The sequence below is a fragment of the Streptomyces phaeochromogenes genome (genome assembly GCF_001418655.1).
Lineage (GTDB): Bacteria > Actinomycetota > Actinomycetes > Streptomycetales > Streptomycetaceae > Streptomyces > Streptomyces phaeochromogenes.
The window spans coordinates 39,217-62,053 of record NZ_LIQZ01000149.1; the positions used below are offsets into that span (position 1 = coordinate 39,217).

Genomic DNA, 22,837 nt, shown 5'->3' on the forward strand with positions numbered 1-22,837 from the left:
CCCCGGGTTACCGTCGAACCATGACGATCAGAGCCGTGGTCTGGGACGTAGACGACACGATCTTCGACTACACCACGGCCGACCGTGCCGGCATGCGCGGACATCTCACGGCCGAGGGCCTGCTCGACGGGTACGCCTCCGTCGAGCAGGCCCTCGACCACTGGCGCGACCTCACCGACCAGCAGTGGGCGAGGTACGCGGCGGGGGAGGTGGACTGGGAGGGGGGCCGCCGGGACCGGGTCCGGGCCTTTCTGGGCAAACCCCTCACCGACCCGGAGGCGGAGGACTGGTTCCTCCGGTATCTCGGGCACTACGAGTCGGCCTGGGCGCTGTTCCCGGACGTCCTGCCCGTCCTCGACACCCTGGCGGGCAGCCACCGCCACTCCGTGCTGTCCAACTCCAGCATCCGGGTCCAGGACCACAAGCTGCGCGTTCTCGGCGTACGGGACCGGTTCGAGTCCGTGCTCTGCGCGGCCGAACTGGGTGTCTCGAAGCCCGCGGCGGAGGCGTTCCACGCGGCCTGCGAGGCGCTGGAGCTTCCGCCTCACGAGGTCGCGTACGTCGGGGACCACCCGGAGATCGACGGACAGGGCGCGGCCGACGCCGGAATGTTCTCGGTCTGGATCGACCGCGGGGGAGTGAGAGCCGTCACGGCCCCGGACCCCGACGCCGCACCGGGCGGGGCGCCGGATCGGCTCACCGGCCTGCGCCGGATCGCCTCGCTGGCCGAACTCCCCGCGATCCTGCAGCCTGATACCCGTTTTGGAGCGCCGTCCACCTTCAGGTAATGTTCTTCCTGCGCCGCCGGAGAGCGGGTCGAAAGGCCGGACCGGAGGCGCACGCTAAAGCAGGATCCCTGCGGGGGTTTGTGTTTCAGTGGCCTATGGTGTAATTGGCAGCACGACGGTTTCTGGTTCCGTTAGTCTAGGTTCGAGTCCTGGTAGGCCAGCTCGCAGAGCTCATCTGCAACCGCGGAGATCAACTCCGCAAAGCCCCCGTTGTGTAGCGGCCTAGCACGCTGCCCTCTCAAGGCAGTAGCGCCGGTTCGAATCCGGTCGGGGGTACAGATCCTTCCCAGGGAGACAGTCCGGGTCGCACCCGCTGATTCTCATGCAGGATCGCTAGGGCCCCCGTTGTGTAGCGGCCTAGCACGCCGCCCTCTCAAGGCGGTAGCGCCGGTTCGAATCCGGTCGGGGGTACGAACTGGTATGAACCACATTGGTCTATGGTGTAATTGGCAACACTACGGTTTCTGGTACCGTCATTCTAGGTTCGAGTCCTGGTAGACCAGCTTGGATCTGCGGAAACGCAGGATCGCTAGGGCCCCCGTTGTGTAGCGGCCTAGCACGCCGCCCTCTCAAGGCGGTAGCGCCGGTTCGAATCCGGTCGGGGGTACATCATCGAAGAAGCCCTCCCCAGCATGGGGAGGGCTTCTTCGCGTTGAGCGTTCGTGTTGAGCGCCGGGTCGACGTCAACTCCTGTCGGTCGCTGCGGCGTTGAAGCGACCGGCGGGAGGAAGTCGGATCGGGCGTAAGCCTGCGACGCACGTCAGCCGGTGCGGCGCAGGGCCTCCGAGAGGCGGCCGGCCGCGTCGATGATCGCCTGGGCGTGCATGCGGCCGGGGTGACGTGTGAGGCGCTCGATCGGTCCCGAGACCGAGACGGCGGCGACCACGCGGTTCGACGGCCCGCGCACGGGGGCCGAGACGGACGCGACGCCCGGCTCGCGCTCGCCGATCGACTGGGCCCAGCCCCGGCGCCGTACCCCCGACAGTGCCGTCGCCGTGAAGCGGGCGCCCTGGAGGCCGCGGTGCAGACGCTCCGGCTCCTCCCAGGCCATCAGGATCTGGGCCGAGGAGCCGGCTTTCATGGTGAGCGTCGAGCCGACCGGGACCGTGTCCCTGAGGCCCGACAGGCGCTCCGCCGCGGCGACGCAGATGCGCATGTCGCCCTGGCGGCGGTAGAGCTGCGCGCTCTCGCCCGTGATGTCGCGGAGGTGGGTGAGCACCGGGCCCGCCGTCGCGAGGAGGCGGTCCTCGCCCGCAGCCGCGGCCAGCTCGGCGAGGCGGGGGCCGAGAATGAAGCGGCCCTGCATGTCGCGCGCCACCATCCGGTGGTGTTCAAGTGCCACGGCGAGGCGATGTGCCGTGGGTCGTGCCAGCCCGGTTGCCGCGACCAGCCCTGCGAGGGTGGCCGGACCGGACTCCAGGGCGCTCAGGACAAGGGCTGCCTTGTCCAGAACGCCGACGCCGCTACTGTTGTCCATGAAACGATACTCGCGTCTCACTCTGTGAAACGCAAGTTCAATTTTCCGTGGAACGCGCCACCCTGGTAGGTACAGCGGCCCGCGGACCAACGGGCCCGGCGGAGGGCGCCCGGTACGAGGGGTACGGGCGCGCCGCACCGGAAATCTCTAGTTGGGCCGGCGCCACACAGGCCGGCCGGAGGGAAAGCGATGGGTAGGACACTCGCGGAGAAGGTCTGGGACGACCACGTCGTCCGGCGCGCGGAGGGCGAGCCCGACCTTCTCTTCATCGATCTGCACCTGCTGCACGAGGTGACCAGCCCCCAGGCCTTCGACGGTCTCCGTCAGGCGGGGCGCCCGGTGCGCCGTCTCGACCTCACCATCGCGACCGAGGATCACAACACCCCGACCCTCGACATCGACAAGCCCATCGCGGACCCGGTCTCCCGCGTCCAGCTGGAGACGCTGCGCAAGAACGCCGCCGAGTTCGGTGTGCGCCTGCACTCGCTGGGCGACGTCGAGCAGGGTGTCGTGCACGTCGTGGGCCCCCAGCTGGGTCTGACCCAGCCCGGCACCACGGTCGTGTGCGGTGACTCCCACACCTCCACGCACGGCGCCTTCGGCGCGCTCGCGTTCGGCATCGGCACCTCCCAGGTCGAGCACGTGCTGGCCACCCAGACGCTGCCGCTGGCCCGCCCCAAGACCATGGCCATCACGGTCGACGGCGAACTGCCCGAGGACGTCACGGCCAAGGATCTGATCCTGGCGATCATCACCAAGATCGGTACGGGCGGCGGCCAGGGCTACATCCTGGAGTACCGCGGCTCCGCCATCGAGAAACTCTCGATGGAGGCCCGCATGACCATCTGCAACATGTCGATCGAGGCCGGCGCCCGCGCGGGCATGATCGCCCCGGACGAGACCACCTTCGCGTACATCAAGGGCCGCGCCCACGCGCCCGAGGGCGAGGACTGGGACGCCGCCGTCGCGTACTGGAAGACCCTGAAGACGGACGAGGACGCGGAATTCGACGCCGAGGTCGTCATCGACGGCGCCTCCCTCGCGCCGTTCGTCACCTGGGGCACCAACCCCGGCCAGGGAGCGCCGCTTTCGGCGTCCGTCCCCGACCCGGCTTCGTACGAAGACGCTTCGGAGCGCTTCGCCGCCGAAAAGGCCCTGGAATACATGGGGTTGGAGGCCGGCCAGGCGCTGCGCGACATCAAGGTGGACACCGTCTTCGTAGGTTCGTGCACCAACGGCCGTATCGAGGACCTGCGCGCTGCCGCCTCGATCGTCGAGGGCCGCAAAGTCGCCGACGGCGTACGGATGCTGGTGGTCCCCGGCTCCGCGCGCGTCGGTCTGCAGGCCGTTTCCGAGGGTCTGGACCTGGTCTTCAAGGAGGCCGGCGCCGAATGGCGGCACGCGGGCTGCTCGATGTGTCTGGGCATGAACCCGGACCAGCTGGCACCCGGTGAGCGCTCCGCGTCCACCTCCAACCGCAACTTCGAGGGCAGGCAGGGCAAGGGCGGCCGTACGCACCTGGTCTCGCCGCAGGTCGCCGCCGCCACCGCCGTGCTGGGCCATCTGGCCTCTCCCGCCGACCTGAACGACCAGTCGTCTGCCGCCCGCACGCCCGCTGGAGTCTGAGAGTCATGGAAGCATTCACCACGCACACCGGCCGGGCCGTCCCGCTGCGCCGCAGCAACGTGGACACCGACCAGATCATCCCTGCTCACTGGCTCAAGAAGGTGACCAGGGACGGTTTTGAGGACGGGCTCTTCGAGGCCTGGCGCAAGGACTCCTCCTTCGTCCTCAACCAGCCCGAGCGCACGGGCGCCACGGTCCTGATCGCCGGACCCGACTTCGGTACGGGATCCTCGCGCGAGCACGCCGTCTGGGCGCTGCAGAACTACGGCTTCAAGGCCGTCATCTCGTCCCGCTTCGCGGACATCTTCCGCGGCAACTCGCTCAAGAACGGCCTGCTCACAGTGGTTCTGGAGCAGAAGATCGTGGACGCGCTGCAGGAGCTCACGGAGAAGGATCCAAAGGCCCCGGTCACGGTCGACCTGGAGGCCCGTGAGGTGCGTGCCGAGGGCATCACGGCCGCCTTCGAGCTCGACGAGAACGCCCGCTGGCGGCTGCTGAACGGGCTGGACGACATCTCCATCACCCTGCAGAACGAGGCGGACATCTCCGCGTACGAGTCCAAGCGGCCCTCCCACAAGCCGCGGACCGTGCAGGTGTGATCGCCTTCGGGGCTCCGAACCCCTCCGGATCCGATCGGAGTCGCACCCCACAAGGCTGATTCCAGCCAGCGCAACAGGCCTCTGTACCCCCAATCGTGGACGGTTGGGGGTACATCTGTGTCTGCCTCCGGAAGGGGTGTTCAGGACTTTGTGATTGGCCTCAACTGCCCTTGTTTCAAGGGACTTTGATGGGGTAGCCGAGTCTCGGCAGAGTCTTGTGGGGAACGGCGCAGGAGGCCCTCGGGAGGCGGTAGTTACCCCCTGCGCAGGCGACAACTCGCCCCAGATGGCACAATCTGTGCATGGAACACGACGGCCAACTCGAGCTCTATGCGGCAGTCGCGTCCCAACTCAAGGAAGCGCACACAAGGGTGCGCGCACTGCAAGTCCCGGAGGGCGTACGGATGGCGCTGACCCGGAAGCTGCTGGTCATTACGGCCGTGGCCAAGCACGATCTCGCCGACGCGACAAGGCGGCTGGAGCGGTTCACGACGGACCTCGACGAGGGCCGAATCCCCGAAGAGGAACGCTGAGGAACTTCGCAACAGCCCCAGTTCGTTGCGGCACAAGGGTGATTAGCCCGTTTCGTGTTTGATTTGCGGTATATATCTGCCTAACGTGCGAAAAAGCTTGAACACTTTCGTTCTGGCAATGTCTCCGAAGGGGAAGACGTGAACAAGGCGCAGCTCGTAGAAGCGATTGCCGACAAGGTCGGCGGGCGTCAGCAGGCCGCGGAAGCGGTCGACGCCGTACTGGACGCCATCGTGCGTGCAGTTGTCAGCGGGGACCGGGTGTCGGTCACCGGCTTCGGTTCCTTCGAGAAGGTGGACCGTCCGGCCCGCTACGCCCGCAACCCGCAGACCGGGGAGCGCGTTCGGGTCAAGAAGACCTCGGTGCCGCGCTTCCGTGCGGGCCAGGGCTTCAAGGACCTGGTGAGCGGCTCGAAGAAGCTGCCGCGCGGTGGCGAGGTCGCGGTCAAGAAGGCCCCGAAGGGCAGCCTGTCCGGCGGCGCTTCCGCGACGGTCAAGAAGGCCGCCGCCAAGAAGGCCACCGCGAAGAAGGCCGCGGCGAAGAAGACCACCGCCAAGAGGACTGTCGCGAAGAAGACGACGGCCAAGAAGACCACGGCGACGGCCAAGAAGACGACCGCCAAGAAGACCTCGGCGGCTGCCAAGAAGACCACGGCCAAGAAGACCACCGCGAAGAAGGCGGCGGCGAAGAAGGCCCCGGCGAAGAAGGCCGCGGCGAAGAAGGCGCCGGCCAAGAAGTCGGCGGCCCGCAAGACCACCGCCAAGAAGGCCACCGCCCGCAGGTAGACAGGGGCGCTGGGATACTCACGCGCCGGGCCGTGTCCTCACCGGCCCCGCCCTCGACCTCGATCCGCACGCGCTGACCCGGGCGGAGCAGTCGGAGGCCGCCCCTGTCGAACGCCGGGGCGTCGAAGGGGACGGGGGTGCCGTCGTCCAGCAGTACCTGGCCTGTGCGGGTTTCTGGGTCGTATGTGTACGCGGTCGCCTGCATGGGGGAAGGGTATGCGGTTTGTTCGGGGACGCGCCTGCCTGAAAGGGCTGAGAGGTTCAGGCTGCCTTGATGCGCTCCACCGCCGCCGCCGTGCGCGGGCCCACCCCCAGTGCCAATGCCGCTCGGAGATCCGCGCCCGTGTCCACGTCCTGGCGTACGGAGGGCACGTCGGGCAGAAGGAGTTCCGCGGCGCCCGAGGCACGGTGGCGGGAGCGGGAATCGGGGCCGAATGCGGGGAGCAATTCGCGGTTCGGGGACGCGGCCAGGAGAGTGGTACCGATTCCGGCGGCGTCCGGGAGGAAAGCGCGGGGGAATTCGGCTGCCGCATCGAGCACTCGGGCCAATTCAAGAGGGCGCAGGGCGGGCAGATCGGCGTTCAGGGCCGCCAGCGGACTTCGCGGGCTTCTGGTGCGTACGACCGAGGCGGCGTGCGCCAGAGCGGCGTTGAGGCCGCCCCCGGGCTCGTCCGGGACGATGCGGGCGCCCAGGGCCGCCAGCTCGCGTCCGGCCAGCACATCACCCGTGACTACGGCCACATCCCCGACCGCCGGGCAGGCCAGTGCCGCGGCCACCGTGTCCTGCGCGAACGCCAGGGCGAGCCCCGGGCGCAGACCGTCGGCCGCGGTGTCCGAGAGCCTGCTCTTCGCCCGCGACAGGGCTTTCAGGGGTATGACCAAGGTCCACTGCACGTGCGCTCCGTCCCTCCCTCGTCGCGCCCATTGTGACCCGCGTACCCTGGCGGGCCGGTGGCCGGGGCGTACGGTGTTCTCGACAGACAGGCGGCCTGGAGCGACACTTGTGCGGCCCCCCAGGCCCCAGGAGGAAGGTGTACGCGTGTCCCGCCGCAGAATCGGCTTCTGGTACCGCTTCGCAGCGGTTCTCTGCAAACCGCCGCTGATGGTTCTGATCAAGCGGGACTGGCGCGGAATGGAGAACATTCCTGCCGAGGGCGGATTTATCACCGCGGTGAACCACAATTCCCACGTGGATCCGTTCGCGTACGGGCACTTTCAGTACAACACGGGCCGGGTTCCGCGATTCCTCGCCAAGAGCAGTCTTTTCAGGAAGGGCTTCGTCGGGGCGGCCATGCGCGGGACCGGGCAGATCCCGGTGTACCGCGAGAGCACCGACGCGCTCAGCGCGTATCGCGCCGCTATCGACGCCGTGGAGCGCGGGGAGTGCGTCGCGTTCTATCCCGAGGCCACCCTGACCCGCGACCCCGACCTGTGGCCGATGACCGGCAAGACGGGTGCCGCGCGGGTCGCGCTGCAGACCAGGTGCCCGGTGATTCCGGTGGCCCAGTGGGGCGCCAACCACCTGCTGGCCCCGTACGCCAAGAAGCCCGACCTCCTGCCGCGCAAGACGCACCAGGTGCTCGCGGGCCCGCCCGTGGACCTCTCGCGCTTCTACGACAAGGAGATGACCCCCGACCTCCTGAAGGAGGCGACCGAGGTCATCATGGCCGCGATCACCGCGCAGCTGGAGCTGATCCGCGGCGAGAAGGCGCCCGCGACGCCGTACGACCCGCGCCAGGTGCGTATCGAGCAGCGGCGCAGGACGCGGGGCAAGGAAGAGATGCGGGTGCAGGAAGAGCAGGAAACCGCTGTGCGGGAGAAGACGGCGCAGGGAAACACCGCGCCGGAGAACGCCGTGCGGGAAATGACCGAGGTTGAGCACGAAAAGGGGCACGGCAAGTGACGACATCCGGCAAGCCCGTCAAGGCGGCCGTCTTCGGGACCGGATCGTGGGGCACGGCCTTCGGCATGGTGCTCGCCGACGCCGGGTGCGACGTGACGCTGTGGGGACGGCGGGCCGGGCTCGCCGAAGCGGTCAACTCCACCCACACGAACCCCGACTACCTGCCGGGCATCGAGCTCCCGGAGAACCTGCGGGCCACCACGGACGCCGCCGAGGCCGCCCACGACGCCGACTTCACGGTGCTCGCCGTGCCCTCCCAGACGCTGCGCGGGAACCTCGCGGACTGGGCGCCGCTGCTCGCTCCCGGCACGGTCCTCGTCTCCCTGATGAAGGGCGTCGAACTCGGCTCCGCCATGCGGATGAGCGAGGTGATCGAGGACGTGTCGAAGGTCGGTGCCGACCGGATCGCAGTGGTCACCGGGCCCAACCTCGCCCGTGAGATCGCCGCCCGCATGCCGGCCGCCGCGGTGGTCGCGTGCAGCGACGAGGCGGTGGCCCAGCGACTCCAGGCCGCCTGCCACACGCCGTACTTCCGCCCCTACACCAACACCGACGTGGTCGGCTGCGAACTGGGCGGCGCCGTCAAGAACGTCATCGGTCTCGCCGTCGGGATCGCGGACGGCATGGGGCTCGGCGACAACGCCAAGGGGTCCCTGATCACACGGGGGTTGGCGGAGACGACCCGGCTCGGCCTCGCCATGGGCGCCGACCCGCTGACGTTCTCCGGGCTCGCGGGCCTCGGCGACCTCGTGGCGACCTGCTCCTCGCCGCTCTCGCGCAACCACACCTTCGGCACCAACCTCGGCAAGGGCATGACCCTCCAGGAGACCATCGCGGTCACCAAGCAGACCGCCGAGGGCGTCAAGTCCTGTGAATCCGTACTGGACTTGGCGCGCCGGCACGGCGTCGACATGCCCATCACGGAGACCGTCGTCGACATCGTCCACGACGGCAAGCCCCCGGTCGTCGCGCTCAAGGAAATGATGTCGCGCAGCGCCAAGCCCGAACGACGCTGAGCAACCGCCCCCTTTTTTTCAGCGCTCGGTTCGCCTCCGGGGCGCCAAAGCCGGTGTCGAGAGGCCGACCGTGCTCGACCCTCCTCCGTCGGGCCTCCGCGCTCCCCACTCTCGGCTTCGCTCGGGCGGGGGACCCCCATCCCTCTCGACACAGGCGCGCCCCTTCGGCTCACTCGCGGCCGACGCACGCTGACTCAGGGCCTTACCAACGGGTACTCTCAACGCGATATGAGCACTGAGAACCTTCCCCAGAGCCCTGAGCAGCAGCCGCCTCGCAAGCCGCGCGTGGCCGTCGTCTTCGGCGGGCGCAGCTCCGAACACGGGATCTCCATGGTCACCGCCGGAGCCGTACTGCGGGCCATCGACCGGACCAAGTACGACGTCCTGCCGATCGGAATCACCCGGGAAGGCCGCTGGGTGCTCACCGCGGACGAACCGGAGCGGATGGCGATCACCGAGCGCCGTACGCCCGACGTCGAGGAACTCGCCGAGTCGAGCGAGGGCGGCGTGATCCTGCCCGTCGACCCCGCCAACCGCGAAGTCGTCTACAGCGAGCCCGGATCGGTCCCCAAGGCGCTCGGCGAGGTCGACGTCGTCTTCCCGATGCTGCACGGCCCGTACGGCGAGGACGGCACCCTCCAGGGCCTCCTGGAGCTCTCCGGTGTCCCGTACGTCGGCTCGGGCGTACTCGCCTCGGCCGTCGGCCAGGACAAGGAGTACATGAAGCGGGTCTTCATCTCCTTCGGGCTGCCGGTCGGCCCGTACGTGGTGATCAGGCCCCGCGAGTGGGAGCTCGACGAGTCGACGGCCCGTAAGAAGATCATCGACTTCGCGGGGGAGCACGGCTGGCCGCTCTTCGTGAAGCCCGCGCGCGCGGGGTCCTCGATCGGCATCACCAAGGTCGACGACCTGTCCGGCCTCGACGAGGCGATCGCGGCGGCCCGTCAGCACGACCCGAAGTTCCTCGTGGAGGCGCTGCTGCGAGGCCGCGAGATCGAGTGCGGGGTCCTGGAGTTCGAGGACGGCCCGCGGGCCTCCGTACCCGCCGAGATCCCGCCGGTGCAGTCGCACGACTACTACGACTTCGAGGCGAAGTACATCGACTCGACGCCCGGTCTCGTGCCCGCCCCGCTGACCCCCGAACAGACCGCCGAGGTCAGGCGCCTGGCCGTCGAGGCCTTCGATGCCGCCTCCTGCGAGGGCCTGGTCCGCGCGGACTTCTTCCTCACCGAGGACGGCACGTTCGTCATCAACGAGATCAACACCATGCCCGGCTTCACGCCCATCTCCATGTACCCGCAGATGTGGGAGGCGACGGGAGTGCCCTACCCGGAACTGGTCGACCGCCTGATCCAGGCGGCACTGCGCCGTTCGACAGGCCTGCGCTGAGTTCTTGGTTCTCCGCGGACCCGCAGCCGACCAACGGCCGAGGCCATCTCAGTCGGCGATCCCCTTGGGGATCGCCTTCTTGATGGCCCCGGCCAGGTCGACAAGGACAGAGGCGGTGTCCCGCCCCTCCGGCACGGTCACCTCGACATACGCCAGACGCTGAGCGGAGGTGAAGCGGGTCGACCCGTCGTCCCGCTTCTCCATCAGCCAGCCCACCCCGTTCACCCCACCGCCGACCGCGTCGGGGTCACCGCCCTCGGCGACCTTGGGGTCGACCATCTTGGGCGGCCGTTGTACACCACAGCGCAGTATGATCGCCGGGCTTCCCCAGCCCGCGGTCAGCGCGGACCGGGGCTCGGGATCCTCCCGGTCGAGTCCGTCCACCTTCGCCGGCAGCGACTTGTCCAGGTTCTGACACAACCCGGTGGCCTTCGTGCCCGGACTGGGAACCGCGGTCCGGGTGTTGTCGTCTGCTGAGGAGCAGCCTGTGGCCGCGATCAGCAGAACGAGGGCGGGCAGCCCGGGATAAGAGAAGAGCCGGTGACGGAAGAAGTCCACCGGCCAAGGGTAGACGGGGGCTACAGGTGCACGACCGGGCAGGTCAGCGTACGCGTGATGCCGTCCACTTGCTGGACCTTCGCGACCACCATGCGGCCGAGATCGTCCACTGTGTCGGCTTGGGCCCGCACGATCACGTCGTACGGTCCTGTCACATCCTCGGCCTGGATCACCCCTTGTATCTTGCTGATCATTTCGGCGACGGTCGACGCTTTGCCGACCTCCGTCTGGATCAGGATGTACGCCTGTACCACGGAACCTCCAGGGCGGCCACGAGGATCATGTGGGGAAAAGGAACGCCACGGTATCGCGTCGCCGCGCGCCGCGGGGAGACCCGCGGGGGCAGGGGCCCCCGCGAAGGGGTGCACGGACCGCGCAGGTTGACGGTCGAATCGACCGTACCCAGGTCGGAGGCGGCCCGCGACCGGGCGGACGCAGCAACAAAAGGAGACGTACAACGATGAAGGGCACCGTGGGCGAGTTGGGGGAGTTCGGGCTCATCAAGGAGCTCACCTCACGGCTCACCACCACTCCGGCGGTACGCGTCGGGCCGGGCGACGACGCCGCCGTGGTGGCCGCCCCCGACCGCAGGGTCGTGGCGAGCACCGACATCCTCCTGGAGGGTCGGCACTTCCGTCGCGACTGGTCCACGGCGTACGACGTCGGCCGCAAGGCGGCGGCGCAGAACCTCGCGGACATCGCCGCGATGGGCGCCGTGCCGACCGCGCTGCTGCTCGGCCTGGTCGTCCCGGCCGAACTCCCGGCCACCTGGCCGTCCGAGCTGATGGACGGCATCCGCGACGAGTGCCAGGTCGCCGGCGCGGCCGTGGTCGGCGGCGATGTCGTACGCGGCGACACGATCACCGTGGCGATCACCGCGCTCGGCGATCTGCGCAACCACGAGCCGGTCACGCGCGCGGGCGCCCAGCCCGGTGACGTGGTGGCCGTGACGGGCTGGCTGGGCTGGTCCGCGGCCGGGCACGCCGTGCTCTCCCGCGGCTTCCGCTCGCCGCGCGCCTTCGTCGAGGCCCACCGGCGTCCGGAACCGCCGTACCACGCGGGCCCCGCCGCCGCCGGGCTCGGCGCCACCTCGATGACGGACGTCAGCGACGGGCTGATCGCCGACCTCGGGCACATTGCCGAGGCCAGCAAGGTACGCATCGACGTCCGCTCCGGCGCCGTCGACATCCCCACGCAGATGAACGACATCGGTCAGGCCGTCGGCGTCGACCCGCTCCAGTGGGTGCTCACCGGCGGCGAGGACCACGCGATCGTGGCGACCTTCCCGCCGGACGTGAAACTGCCCGCCCGCTGGAAGGTGATCGGCGAGGTCCTCAACCCGTCGGCGCTGCCGCAGGTGACGGTCGACGGGGCGCCGTGGACCAGCAAGGGCGGCTGGGACCACTTCGCGGACATCGAGTCATGAGTGCCTCGTCCCGTGCGAGTGCCCCGCCCAGGGTTCTGACGGTCGCCGGCTCCGACTCCGGAGGCGGCGCCGGGATCCAGGCCGACCTGAAGACGATGCTCGCGCTCGGCGTGCACGGCATGAGCGTGCTCACCGCCGTCACCGCGCAGAACTCCCTCGGCGTACAAGGCGCTTGGGAACTGCCGGTGGAGGCGGTGCGCGCGCAGTACCGCAGCGTGGTCGACGACATCGGCGTCGACGCGGTGAAGACCGGAATGCTCTCCTCGGCCGAACTCGTCGAGACCGTCGCCGAGTTGATCGGCGGCACGGCCGTGCCCTCCGTCGTCGACCCGGTCGGTGTCTCCAAGCACGGCGACTCGCTGCTCGCCGCGTCGGCGCTGGATTCCGTACGCACGAAGCTGCTGCCCGTCGCGACGGTGGCGACGCCGAACCTCGACGAGGTGGCCCAGCTGGCCGGTGTGGAGGTCGAGTCGGAGGACGGGATGCGGCGCGCGGCGGCGGCCGTGCTGGCGTACGGGCCGACGTGGGTGCTGATCAAGGGCGGTCACCTCAGTGGCGACGCCGTTGATTTCCTCACGGACGGCTCGGAGGAGCACTGGCTGCGGGCCCCCCGGTTCGACAACCGGCACACGCACGGCACGGGGTGCACCCTCGCGAGCGCCATCGCTTCGGGGCTCGCGAAGGGGCAGTCGGTGCCGGAGGCGGTCGCGGCGGCGAAGGAGTACGTCACCGGGGCGATCGCGGGCGGCTTCGCGCTCGGCGGCGGGATCGGGCCGGTGGATCATGGGTGGCGGTTCGGGGCGGGCGACGCGTAAACGCTTGCGCAAGCGTTTACGTCCGCAGGCGAGGCAGTCGCGGGCCCGTCCCGTCTTCGGCTCTTCGGGCTCAGTGAACTTGGCGAACTCTGCGGACACAGCAAAAAGCCGGTCCACCGTGAAGTGGACCGGCTTTGAGCAGCGAACCAGCAGTGGCCGCGCGCTAGCAGAGCGTCAGCGCGAGACCTTGCCGGCCTTGATGCACGAGGTGCAAGCGTTCACGCGCTTCGGCGTCCCGCCCACTACGGTACGAACGCGCTGGATGTTCGGGTTCCAGCGACGGGGCGTACGGCGGTGAGAGTGCGAGATGTTGTTGCCGAAGCCCGGCCCCTTGCCGCAGACGTCGCAGTTGGCAGCCACGGGTCACTCCAAAGACTTCAGATGCTCTTACGGATGATCCCGGCATGCCGGGATCAAGATCTAGGATCTGAGTGGCGGTGCCAGGAGGAAGGCCCGATCGGATCGGGCAACCGGAGCAGCATACAACGACTGCGTCCGTACAACGAAACTACCATGGCTGGCCCGGGGACCTGGCCCGGCCCTCTTCCGGTGGAGACCTGACCGGGGTCTACGCTGCGTCGGACGTTCGGCTGTTCAAGGAGGCGCAGGTGCCGCAGGTGCCGCAGAGACTGGACGCGTCCGCGGTGCGTGCATGGTGCGGCTTCGCGCTGCGGGCGCTCGGCCGCGCGCGCGAGGAGATCGACGCGATCAACGTGTATCCCGTGGCGGACGGGGACACCGGCACCAATCTGTACCTGACTGTGGAGTCGGCGACCGCGGCGGTCGAGGCCGTCTTCGCGGGTCATGCCGCACTTGAGGGCGGCAAGAAAGCCCCCCATGGACCGGAAGCCTTCGACGGCCGGGAAGCTCTGGACGGGCACGAAGCCGTCGCCGGGCAGGCGGTCTCCCACGGCCGGGTGCCCGAAGGGCCGGCCCTCGCCGACGCGGTGCACGCGATGGCGCACGGCGCGCTCATAGGGGCCCGGGGGAACTCCGGGACGATCCTCGCGCAGCTCCTGAGGGGCATGGCCCAGGTGCTCGCCGCCGACAGTGACGCGACACACACCGACGGGCAGGGTCTGGGGCTCGCTCTGCGGCGTGCGGCCGACTCGGCCCGGCAGGCGGTCGTGCACCCGGTCGAGGGCACGGTCCTCACGGTCGCCTCGGCCGCCGCCGACGCGGCCTCCGGCGCCGAGGGGGACTGCGGGGCGGTCGCGCGTGCGGCGTACGAGGGCGCGCGGGCGGCGCTCGCGGCGACTCCCGGGCAGCTGGCGGTCCTGGAGCGGGCCGGGGTGGTCGACGCGGGCGGACGCGGGCTCGTGGCCGTACTGGGCGCGCTGGTGGAGACGTTCACGGGCGAGGCGCCCGCCGCGGCGGCGGTGCCGGTTCTCGCGGGGCACGCGCGCGTGGGGGCGGATTCGGACGCGACGGGGCTCCACGCGCGCGCGGACGCCGCTGTGACGGAACATCCCGGAGAAGTGGGGGAGTGCGCGGATGGCGCCCCCGCGTCTGAGGAGGGCGGGCCTGCCTTCGAGGTGATCTACCTCCTGGAGGCGGAGGACGCGGCGGTGGCGCGGCTGCGGGACCGGCTCGACGCGCTCGGCGACTCGCTCGTCGTGGTCGGCGGGGACGGCCTGTGGAACGTCCATGTGCATGTCGACGACGCAGGCGCGGCCGTGGAGGCGGGCGTCGAGGCCGGGCGGCCGTACCGGATCCGGATCACGCACTTCGGGCTGGACGACGCGCACACGACGGGCGCCGGGAGCCGACCGGTCCGGGAGAGGGTCGAGCGCGCGGTCGTGGCCGTCGTCCCCGGAGAGGGCCTCGCGGGGCTCTACACCGAGGCGGGGGCCACCACGGTCCTCGCGCGTCCCGGGGAGCCGCCCGCCAGCGGTGAGCTCGTCGAGGCCGTACGGCGGGCCCACGCACGCGAGGTGGTGCTGTTGCCGAACGACGCCGAGCTGCGCCACACCGCCGCCGCGGCGGCCGAGCAGGCCCGCACCGAGGGCGTCAGGGTCGCGCTGATCCCCACCCGGTCCGCGGTGCAGGGCATCGCGGCACTGGCCGTGCACGAGCCAGGGCGGCGCTTCGACGAGGATGTCGTCGCGATGACCTCGGCCGCCGGTGCGACCCGGTACGCCGAGGTCGAGGTCGCGGAACGCCAGTCCTGGACCATGGCCGGCATCTGCCAGGCCGGTGACATCCTCGGCCTCATCGAGGGCGACGTCGCCGTGATCGGCTCCGACGTCACGGCCACCGCCGAGGCGGTCCTGAACCGCATGCTCGCGGCGGGCGGCGAGATGGTCACCCTGGTCCTCGGCGACGAGGCCCCCGACACGATCGCGGCCCACCTCGAATCCCGCGTCCGGGAGTCCTACCTGGCCGTGGACACGGTCGTGTACCGGGGAGGCCGCCAGGGGGCGCTGCTCCTGATCGGCGTGGAGTAGGCGGCCATTCCTTCCGTGCCCTGAAGGGGCGCGGGGCTGTGACATATGCGGCTACGCCGCGTGGGCGCGACCAGCCACAGCGGGCCCGCAGACCAGACAAGGACCGGCCTCCAAGCGGAGCGCTACGCGGTCGACTCCGTCGCCCGCAGCAACCGCTCCGCCTCGGCCCGCCGGGCCACCACCGTCTCGTTCGCCCCGTCCCCCTCGGCGTACGCGGCGAGCACCTCACGCGCGCGTGCCGCCGCCCAGCCGGGGTGTTCGAGGTCCGCCTCCAGCCACCCGGCGGCGAGTTGGGCGCCGGTGCGGCTGTGCAGGGCGTCCTCGCCGAGGGAGAGAAAGCCCGCGACGGCCAGCGTGACGTGGGCCAGGGCCTCCTCGAACAGGGCGTGGATCGCCTCGTCGTCGGCGTCGTCGGGCGTGGAGCGGGCGACGAGGTCGCCGAACTGCCGGTGCGTCTGGGCGAGTTCGGCGACGAGTTGTGCGCGTGCCTCGTCGTCCTCAGGCACCTCGTCCTCGCACACGCGGACCGCCTCGCCCATCAACTCGCGTGCCGTGTCGAGCCCCGAGCCCTCCTCGCGCACCGCGAGCCACGCGCGCGCCCGCAGGGAGCGGATCAGCCCGTGGACGTTGCCGAGGGACCGCCAGAGGCCACCGGCGCGCGCGTAGGCCTGCTCCGCCTCCGGGAGCAGTTCCGCGTGGCCGAGGGCCTCCGCGGCGAGATGGGCGAGCATCGCGTGGTCGTGCTGCTCGGGCCAGTGCCGGGCGATCTCGGCCGCCTGGAGCCAGTGTTCTGCGGCCTCGCGGTGTTCGCCGAGCTCGGTGAGACAGTCGCCGAGCCACCAGTGGGTCTGCACGATCGCCCCGTCGCCGTGCGTCTGCGCGCTCAGCTCGGGCAGCGCCGACTCCAGGACCTCCGCGGCCTCGGCCCAGTGCCCCTGACGCAGCAGGAAGCCGCCGAGCTGATGTCTGGCCCAGGCACCGAGCGTGGCCCCCTCGCCGCCCTCGTCGGCCCAGTGCGACGCCTCCAGGGCGTGGTCGGCGGCGGGCCCGAACCGACCGGTGGCGCCGAGTATCTCGGCCAGTTGGAGGTGCAGTTGGGCGTGGCCGGTCGGCTCCAGGAAATCCGCGCCGTGCTCCAGCGCCCCCCGGGCCGCGCGCTCGGCCGCCTCGGCGTCGCCCAGGTGGCGTGCGATTCCGGTGAGCCGGGCCTCGTACTCCACCGCGAACCACGGCAGCCCGGCCGCCACGAACGCCTCCGAGCCACGCGTGAGCAGCTCCGCGGCCCTCTCCGCGTCCCCGGCGTGCGCGGCGAGCTCCCCGAGCATGGCCTGTGCCTCCGCGGCCCGGGAGGCGACCAGGACGTCGTTCCCGGCCTCCGGCTCGGCGAGGGCAAGCAGCTCCCGTGCGGCCGTCTCCGCGGCGGCCAGGGCCTCGGTGCCGTCTCCAGCGCCGTTCACCTCCGCCGCCTCGTGCACCCGCTGCAGCAGGATGCGTGCCCGTCCCACCAGTACCGAGGCGGCCTGCTGGACACCGGTCCCGCCCTCCGCGTAGAGGGCGAGCACCCGCTCGTACGGCTCCGAGACCGCGGCCAGCGCCTCGCGGGTCCGGCCGGAGAGGGCCAGTACGTACGCTCCACGCGCGCGTGCCGCCAGGGCCTCGCCCGGGTCGCCCGCGGCCTCGTACAGCTCGGCGGCGCGGGCGAACAGCTCCACGCCCTCGGGGCCCAGGCCCATCGCCTCGTGGTCGGTCAGCTCCGCGCGGTCGCGGGGAGTCAGGTCCTCGTCGTCCGCCGCCTCCGCCTCCGCGACCGCGGCCCATGCCGCGACGGAATCCGGGTGCAGGGCGGCCGAGAGCCGACGGGCCTCGGCGAGCAGCGCGGCCAGATCCGGCTCGGAGTCGGCAGTGGCATCCGTGGACGGGGCCGGCGCGGGCCGGGCGGGAGCGGCCACGGTCGGTGTCGTGCGTATGCCCAGGGGCAGCCGCTCCACCAGCGGCGGCTGGTCCATGCGCTCCCGGACGCGTCCGCTCACGTACGCCGTGCCGTTGCGCTCGTCGAAGCGGCCCGCCAGCGAAAGGGCCTCCACGCGCGCGTGGGCGGCGAGTTCGGCCGCGGTCCAGGTGCGGCCGGCCGGTCCCGGCACGGTCTGCGCGCCGAGCCCGAGCGAGGTCAGCCGGTCCGTCAGCAGGGCGACCACGGCCAGGAAGTCCATCCGGCTGCGCGGTTCCCCGGCGTCCGTGAAGTAGGCGGGACGTTCCGCCAGCAGCTCCAGGGCCCGCGCCTCGTTGCCGGTGAGCACGCAGAACTCCACGTGGTCCGCGTACGCGCCGCGCATGCTCTCCATGGGACGTACGAGCCGGAAGCCGCGCAGATGGTGGGCCCGCGCCTCGTCCGGGCGGCCGAGCCGCAGCAGGGGCACCAGCGAGGACGCGAGGACCGCGTGCGGCTCGTGGGCGCACGTGTACTCGCCCTCCAGGACGGGCCGCCACAGCTCCAGGGCCTCGGCGTCGGAACCCTGCTCGGCCCGCCACCAGCCCTGGTCGTGCAGTTCGCAGGCGTGGCAGTCGGCCATGCTGTCCCGGTCGGCGGCCAGCCACGCGGTGTACGCCCGCTCGGCCCGCGCCAGGTCCCCGATGGACCGCGCCACCGTGAACTCGGTGCTGCGGACCGCCCGTTCGGAGTGACCGGCGAGCCGGTAGCGGTGCTCCATCTCGCCGAGCCACTTCTCGATGGAGGCGAGCGGAACATGCGGCTGGCCGACCATTCCGGAGGACACCCACTTGAAGACCCAGTGCAGGGAGTGGGTCTCGTACTCGTCGAAGTCCTCGGGGTGTTCGTCCCACATGCGCAGCAGGCGCGCGAAGGGGACGAACATCCGGTCCTTCTCGGAGCTGTAGTTGTAGACCTTCAGCTGATGGCCGAGCGCCTCGATCACGGCGAGCGGGATGTTCAGCTTCTCGGCCTCGGCGAGCAGGACCTCCGCGCGCGCGTTGCGGGCCGGGCCCTCCGGCTGCTCGTAGTTCTCCTGCATCGCCCGGCGCAGCGCGTCGAAGTCCATGTTTTCACCGGTCCGGCTCATCGGGGGCCCTCCTCCGGGGAGTCGCTGTGGGTGGCCCACTCCAGGAGGCCGATGAACGACCGGTTCAGGAGTGCCGAGTCCGCCGGTCGCAGCGGGCGCTGGGCCATCAGCAGGGCCTGCCCGTAGAGGGACTCCGTCGCCGTCCCGATCAGCTCCCGGTCGTCGAGTGAACTGATCCTCCGGATCAGCGGGTTGAGGTGGTTGAGCACCAGCCGCGCGCGCGGGGCGCTGCCGCGCAGCGAGCCGAGGATGCCCGCCCACAGGTCGTCGGCCTGCTCCTCGGCCTCCGCGCGGGCCTGCTCGTGGCGGGCCGCCCGGTCGTCCAGGTGCAGTGCGGGCACGGAGAGGGGGTGGAAGGCGCGCAGGACCACATCGCACCCCAGGGGGTCGAGTTTGGCCCGCGCGGCCCCCAGGAAGGCCGACAGGGCCAGCTCCACCGCCGGGTCGACCGAGTCCAGATGCGCGGTCACCGTGTCGGCGTCCAGCTCCGCCACGACCGTCCCGGGCCGCACCGAGGGCAGCGCCTCGACCAGCTCGCTGTCGTACGTGTAGCCGCCGTTGACGACACCCACGCCCTGCGCGGACGCGATCGGCGCGACCTGGCGGTACTCCTCCACGGACCGCGTGAAGTGCACCACCGGGTGCCGCTGGGCGAACTCCTCCAGGGACAGTTGCCCGTCGGTCGTCTCGAAGGGCAGCCACGGCAGCATCGTGCGCAGCATCTCGCTGTCGTGCCGCGCCAGGGACTTCACGCCCAGGTGGTGCACCGCCAGGAAGGCCGCGAGCCGCTCGGGATCACCGGCCGCGAGCCCCGTCAGCCAGGCCCTGATCCGCTCGCCCAGCGCCTCCCGTACGCCCGCCAGGGCCTCGTCCTCGTACAGCGCCTCGCGGGACGCGGTGGGCCGCAGGCTGTCCGTGTCGAGGACGCAGCGCACGAAGAACGCCCAGTCGGGCAGCAGCTGTTCGGCCCGCTCGGTGAGCAGCATGCCCTTCAGGTGCACGCGATGACCGGCGCGCTGGGCGGGACTGACCGCGGACGGCAGCACGTACGCCACCCCGCGTATCCCGGCGAGCGGCACGTCCAGGTCGATCGAGTCCAGCGGCGTGAACCCGAACAGCTCGTGGCAGTGCCGCCCCAGGGCCACCCTTCGGGAGGCGGGGCTCGGGTGCGCGCGGTCCCAGGGCGCCGGGAGGTCCGTGACCGCCTCGTCGCCCACCCGTACGTCGTACGGAAGCAGCGATCCGAAGTCCCGGGCGAGCGCGAGGACCCGCTCCTCGGACAGCCAGTCGGCGGCGCCCGGACGCGCCACCAGGTACACGGTCGTACCCGGTTCGGGGCGGGCCTCGTGAGGCAGCGTACGGACCGTGTACGAGCCGTCGTCGGCCGCCGTCCACTCCACGGGCGGTGCGTCCGGCGTACGGGCGCTGCGGCTGACCACCCGGATGCGCTCGGCGACCACGAAGCAGGCGAGCAGGCCGATGCCGAACTGCCCGAGGAAGTCGGAGCGCGCCGACTCCAGGCCCTCCGCCCGCTTGGAACTGCGGCCGATGGTCGCCAGGAGGCTGTGCACGTCCGTCTCGGTGAGCCCGATCCCGGAGTCCTCCACACGAAGGGCACCGCCCGGGCCGCCCTCGACGAACAGCCGCACCAGGGCAGGTGCGTCGGGCTGCTCGGCACGCCGGGCGGTGATCGCGTCCACGGCGTTCTGCAGCAGCTCGCGCAGATACACCTTGGGGCTGGAGTAGAGGTGATGGGAGAGAAGGTCCACGAGGCCGCGCAGGTCGACCTGGAACGTATGGGGTGACTGGGAGCCTTGAGCTGACTGTGAGATCTGGGAGTCCATCGTCGCTGCGCCGGTGGGGGGACGTGCGACGGCGCGGGGTCGGGCGGTCCCAAGACGAGGTGACCGCGAACAGGGCCGGAGCCGGACATCCTAGGCCCCGAACCAGCCGTCTGACCAGCGGATTTCCGGGACGTATACGGCATTGTCAGTGCGGTGGTGTGCAATGGATCTCGTGCCCGCGCTCGAAGAACCACTGAAGAAGGTGCTCGGACCCGCCACCGCGAAGGTGATGGCCGAGCACCTCGGCCTGCACACCGTCGGCGACCTCCTGCACCACTATCCCCGCAGGTACGAGGAGCGCGGCCAGCTCACCCACCTCGCCGACCTGCCCCTGGACGAGCACGCGACGGTGGTCGCCCAGGTCGCCGACGCCCGCCTGCTCACCTTCTCCTCGCCCAAGGCCCCCCGGGGCAAGGGCCAGCGCCTCGAAGTGACCATCACGGACGGCAGCGGCCAGCTCAAGCTGGTCTTCTTCGGCAACGGCGTGCACAAGCCCCACAAGGAGCTCCTGCCCGGCACCCGCGCGCTGTTCGCGGGCAAGGTCTCCGTCTTCAACCGCCGCCTCCAACTGGCCCACCCGGCGTACGAGCTGCTGCGCGGCGACGACGTGACCGAGACGGTGGACACCTGGGCGGGCGCCCTCATCCCGCTCTATCCCGCCACCGCCAAGCTGGAGTCCTGGAAGATCGCCAAGGCGGTCCAGACAGTGCTGCCGAGCGCCCAGGAGGCCACCGATCCGCTGCCCGAATCCCTGCGGGCCGGCCGCGGTCTGGTCCCGCTCCCCGAGGCCCTGCTGAAGATCCACCGCCCGCACACCAAGGCGGACATCGAGGACGCCCGCTCCCGCCTCAAGTGGGACGAGGCCTTCGTCCTCCAGGTGGCCCTGGCCCGCCGCCGCCACGCGGACGCCCAACTGCCCGCCGTGGCCCGCAAACCCAAGAAGGACGGCCTGCTGTCCGCCTTCGACGCCAAGCTGCCCTTCACCCTCACCGAGGGCCAGCTGAAGGTCTCCAAGGAGATCTTCGACGACCTGGCCACGGAGCATCCGATGCACCGGCTCCTCCAGGGAGAGGTCGGAAGCGGGAAGACGATGGTGGCTCTGCGCGCCATGCTCGCCGTCGTCGACGCGGGCGGTCAGGCCGCGATGCTCGCGCCCACCGAGGTGCTCGCCCAGCAGCACCACCGGTCGATCACCGAGATGATGGGGGAGCTGGCCGAGGGCGGCATGCTCGGTGGCGCCGAGCACTCCACCAAGGTGGTGCTGCTCACCGGGTCCATGGGGGCGGCCGGGCGGCGGCAGGCACTGCTCGACCTGGTCACCGCCGAGGCCGGGATCGTCATCGGGACGCATGCCCTGATCGAGGACAAGGTGCAGTTCCACGACCTGGGCCTGGTCGTGGTGGACGAGCAGCACCGGTTCGGCGTCGAGCAGCGGGACGCCCTGCGCGGCAAGGGCAAACAGCCCCCGCACCTCCTCGTGATGACCGCCACCCCGATCCCGCGCACGGTCGCCATGACCGTCTTCGGCGACCTGGAGACGTCCGTCCTGGACCAGCTCCCCGCCGGCCGCTCACCCATCGCCAGCCATGTCGTCCCGGCCGCGGACAAACCCCACTTCCTCTCGCGCGCGTGGGAGCGCGTGCGAGAGGAGGTGTCCAACGGCCATCAGGCGTACGTGGTCTGCCCGCGCATCGGCGACGAGGACGACGACCCGAAGAAGTCCAAGAAGAAGCCGTCCCCGGAGGACGCCGCCGAGAAGCGCCCGCCCCTCGCCGTCCTCGACATCGCCGACCAGCTGGCCAAGGGCCCGCTCCAGGGCCTTAAGGTCGAGGTCCTGCACGGCCGTATGCCCCCGGACGACAAGGACGCCGTGATGCGCCGCTTCGCCGCGGGGGAGACGGACGTGCTGGTCGCCACGACGGTCATCGAGGTCGGGGTGAACGTCCCGAACGCCACCGCGATGGTGATCATGGACGCCGACCGCTTCGGTGTCTCCCAGCTCCACCAGCTGCGGGGCCGCGTCGGCCGTGGCTCCGCCGCGGGCCTCTGCCTCCTGGTCACCGAGATGGCCGAGGCCAGCCCGGCCCGCCAGCGGCTGACCGCGGTCGCCTCCACCCTCGACGGCTTCGAGCTCTCCCGCATCGACCTCGAACAGCGCCGCGAGGGCGACGTCCTCGGCCAAGCCCAGTCCGGCGCCCGCACCTCACTGCGGATGCTCGCGGTCATCGACGACGAGGAGATCATCGCCGAGGCCCGCGACGAGGCGACCGCGGTGGTCGCGTCCGACCCGGACCTGGAACACCTCCCCGGCCTGCGCACAGCCCTCCAGGCCCTGCTGGACGAGGAGAGGGAGCAGTACCTGGAGAAGGGCTGAGGCAAGGCACGCCCCTTCGGCCGCGCCTCGATGGATGAGACCCCTTGGCCGCGCTCCCTCCGCCGCGCTCCCTCCGCCGCGCTCCCGTGGCCGGGCTCCGGTGGCCGCGCCCGGAAGAGCCGCGGGGCCGCGCCCCAAAGGGCCGCGGGGCTGTGCCGATATGCGGCTCCGCCGCGTGGGCG

Annotated in this window: 19 protein-coding genes, 5 tRNA genes and 1 pseudogene; 17 read left to right on the plus strand and 8 right to left on the minus strand. The window is 70.9% G+C overall.

Going from position 1 to position 22,837, the window contains the following annotated elements; all coding sequences use genetic code 11:
* Positions 1-20 precede the first annotated feature (20 nt).
* The 6 genes from AOK17_RS20725 to AOK17_RS20750 all read left to right on the plus strand — a co-directional run bounded on the left by AOK17_RS20725 (position 21) and on the right by AOK17_RS20750 (position 1,395).
* The gene (locus AOK17_RS20725; protein WP_055614009.1) at positions 21-788 is read left to right on the plus strand and encodes an HAD family hydrolase; all 768 of its coding nucleotides are present in this window, start codon (positions 21-23) and stop codon (positions 786-788) included.
* Positions 789-877: 89 nt separating this feature from the next.
* A tRNA-Gln gene (locus AOK17_RS20730) sits at positions 878-949 on the plus strand.
* Positions 950-991: 42 nt separating this feature from the next.
* Positions 992-1,064 (plus strand) — tRNA-Glu (locus AOK17_RS20735).
* Between the two features lie 62 nt (positions 1,065-1,126).
* Positions 1,127-1,199: transfer RNA gene (locus AOK17_RS20740), tRNA-Glu, on the plus strand.
* A 20-nt stretch (positions 1,200-1,219) separates the two neighbouring features.
* A tRNA-Gln gene (locus AOK17_RS20745) sits at positions 1,220-1,291 on the plus strand.
* 31 nt (positions 1,292-1,322) lie between these two features.
* Positions 1,323-1,395: transfer RNA gene (locus AOK17_RS20750), tRNA-Glu, on the plus strand.
* Positions 1,396-1,548: 153 nt separating this feature from the next.
* On the opposite strand, the gene ndgR is transcribed toward AOK17_RS20750, so the two are convergent.
* On the minus strand, positions 1,549-2,265 hold the full coding sequence (ndgR, locus tag AOK17_RS20755) for an IclR family transcriptional regulator NdgR (RefSeq protein WP_031034192.1): 717 nt from the start codon (positions 2,263-2,265) through the stop codon (positions 1,549-1,551).
* Positions 2,266-2,454: 189 nt separating this feature from the next.
* Here ndgR and leuC point away from each other — a divergent pair, with 189 nt between their 5' ends.
* The 4 genes from leuC (at position 2,455) to AOK17_RS20775 (ending at position 5,806) form a co-directional block, all read left to right on the plus strand.
* The gene (gene leuC / locus AOK17_RS20760) at positions 2,455-3,891 is read left to right on the plus strand and encodes a 3-isopropylmalate dehydratase large subunit (RefSeq protein WP_055614010.1); all 1,437 of its coding nucleotides are present in this window, start codon (positions 2,455-2,457) and stop codon (positions 3,889-3,891) included.
* 5 nt (positions 3,892-3,896) lie between these two features.
* Positions 3,897-4,490: a 3-isopropylmalate dehydratase small subunit gene (gene leuD, locus AOK17_RS20765; RefSeq protein WP_055614011.1), complete on the plus strand. Its 594-nt coding sequence runs from the start codon at positions 3,897-3,899 to the stop codon at positions 4,488-4,490.
* 302 nt (positions 4,491-4,792) lie between these two features.
* Complete coding sequence (locus AOK17_RS20770; RefSeq protein ID WP_055614012.1) at positions 4,793-5,023, plus strand: SCO5555 family protein; 231 nt, start codon at positions 4,793-4,795, stop codon at positions 5,021-5,023.
* Positions 5,024-5,161: 138 nt separating this feature from the next.
* Entirely contained in the window at positions 5,162-5,806 is a 645-nt protein-coding gene (locus tag AOK17_RS20775; RefSeq protein WP_055614013.1) for an HU family DNA-binding protein, read from the plus strand.
* A gap of 13 nt (positions 5,807-5,819) precedes the next feature.
* Here the strand turns inward: AOK17_RS20775 and AOK17_RS52310 are convergent.
* Positions 5,820-6,011 (minus strand): annotated as a pseudogene (locus AOK17_RS52310) (hypothetical protein); the annotation flags it as partial.
* A 56-nt stretch (positions 6,012-6,067) separates the two neighbouring features.
* Positions 6,068-6,700 (minus strand): 2-phospho-L-lactate guanylyltransferase, encoded by a 633-nt coding sequence (gene cofC, locus AOK17_RS20780; protein WP_055614014.1) that lies wholly within the window; start codon positions 6,698-6,700, stop codon positions 6,068-6,070.
* A gap of 145 nt (positions 6,701-6,845) precedes the next feature.
* On the opposite strand from cofC, the gene AOK17_RS20785 reads away from it, so the two are divergent.
* The 3 genes from AOK17_RS20785 (at position 6,846) to AOK17_RS20795 (ending at position 10,114) form a co-directional block, all read left to right on the plus strand.
* Positions 6,846-7,709 carry a lysophospholipid acyltransferase family protein gene (locus AOK17_RS20785; RefSeq protein WP_063997267.1) on the plus strand — a complete coding sequence of 288 codons (864 nt, stop codon included), beginning with the start codon at positions 6,846-6,848 and terminating at the stop codon, positions 7,707-7,709.
* Positions 7,706-8,725, plus strand: coding sequence for an NAD(P)H-dependent glycerol-3-phosphate dehydrogenase (locus AOK17_RS20790; protein ID WP_079053170.1), 1,020 nt, complete (start codon positions 7,706-7,708; stop codon positions 8,723-8,725). Before AOK17_RS20785 ends, AOK17_RS20790 begins: the two co-directional genes overlap by 4 nt.
* A 228-nt stretch (positions 8,726-8,953) precedes the next feature.
* Complete coding sequence (locus AOK17_RS20795) at positions 8,954-10,114, plus strand: D-alanine--D-alanine ligase family protein (protein WP_055614015.1); 1,161 nt, start codon at positions 8,954-8,956, stop codon at positions 10,112-10,114.
* A 48-nt stretch (positions 10,115-10,162) separates the two neighbouring features.
* On the opposite strand, the gene AOK17_RS20800 is transcribed toward AOK17_RS20795, so the two are convergent.
* A complete protein-coding gene (locus AOK17_RS20800; RefSeq protein ID WP_055614016.1) occupies positions 10,163-10,672 on the minus strand; it encodes a DUF3515 domain-containing protein in 510 nt (169 codons plus the stop codon).
* Between the two features lie 20 nt (positions 10,673-10,692).
* Complete coding sequence (locus AOK17_RS20805) at positions 10,693-10,926, minus strand: Lrp/AsnC ligand binding domain-containing protein (RefSeq protein ID WP_055614017.1); 234 nt, start codon at positions 10,924-10,926, stop codon at positions 10,693-10,695.
* A gap of 206 nt (positions 10,927-11,132) precedes the next feature.
* Between AOK17_RS20805 and AOK17_RS20810 the strand changes: the two genes are divergently transcribed.
* Positions 11,133-12,098 carry a thiamine-phosphate kinase gene (locus tag AOK17_RS20810; protein WP_055614018.1) on the plus strand — a complete coding sequence of 322 codons (966 nt, stop codon included), beginning with the start codon at positions 11,133-11,135 and terminating at the stop codon, positions 12,096-12,098.
* Positions 12,095-12,913, plus strand: coding sequence for a bifunctional hydroxymethylpyrimidine kinase/phosphomethylpyrimidine kinase (gene thiD, locus AOK17_RS20815; protein WP_055614019.1), 819 nt, complete (start codon positions 12,095-12,097; stop codon positions 12,911-12,913). Before AOK17_RS20810 ends, thiD begins: the two co-directional genes overlap by 4 nt.
* A gap of 174 nt (positions 12,914-13,087) precedes the next feature.
* On the opposite strand, the gene rpmB is transcribed toward thiD, so the two are convergent.
* Positions 13,088-13,273: a 50S ribosomal protein L28 gene (gene rpmB / locus AOK17_RS48605; RefSeq protein WP_004924906.1), complete on the minus strand. Its 186-nt coding sequence runs from the start codon at positions 13,271-13,273 to the stop codon at positions 13,088-13,090.
* A gap of 248 nt (positions 13,274-13,521) precedes the next feature.
* Here rpmB and AOK17_RS20820 point away from each other — a divergent pair, with 248 nt between their 5' ends.
* Entirely contained in the window at positions 13,522-15,360 is a 1,839-nt protein-coding gene (locus AOK17_RS20820; RefSeq protein ID WP_055614020.1) for a DAK2 domain-containing protein, read from the plus strand.
* Positions 15,361-15,482: 122 nt separating this feature from the next.
* On the opposite strand, the gene AOK17_RS20825 is transcribed toward AOK17_RS20820, so the two are convergent.
* Entirely contained in the window at positions 15,483-18,437 is a 2,955-nt protein-coding gene (locus AOK17_RS20825; RefSeq protein WP_245697256.1) for a tetratricopeptide repeat protein, read from the minus strand.
* The gene (locus AOK17_RS20830) at positions 18,434-20,281 is read right to left on the minus strand and encodes an HSP90 family protein (protein WP_055614021.1); all 1,848 of its coding nucleotides are present in this window, start codon (positions 20,279-20,281) and stop codon (positions 18,434-18,436) included. Before AOK17_RS20830 ends, AOK17_RS20825 begins: the two co-directional genes overlap by 4 nt.
* Before the next feature lie 163 nt (positions 20,282-20,444).
* Between AOK17_RS20830 and recG the strand changes: the two genes are divergently transcribed.
* A complete protein-coding gene (recG, locus tag AOK17_RS20835; RefSeq protein ID WP_055614022.1) occupies positions 20,445-22,655 on the plus strand; it encodes an ATP-dependent DNA helicase RecG in 2,211 nt (736 codons plus the stop codon).
* Positions 22,656-22,837 lie beyond the last annotated feature (182 nt).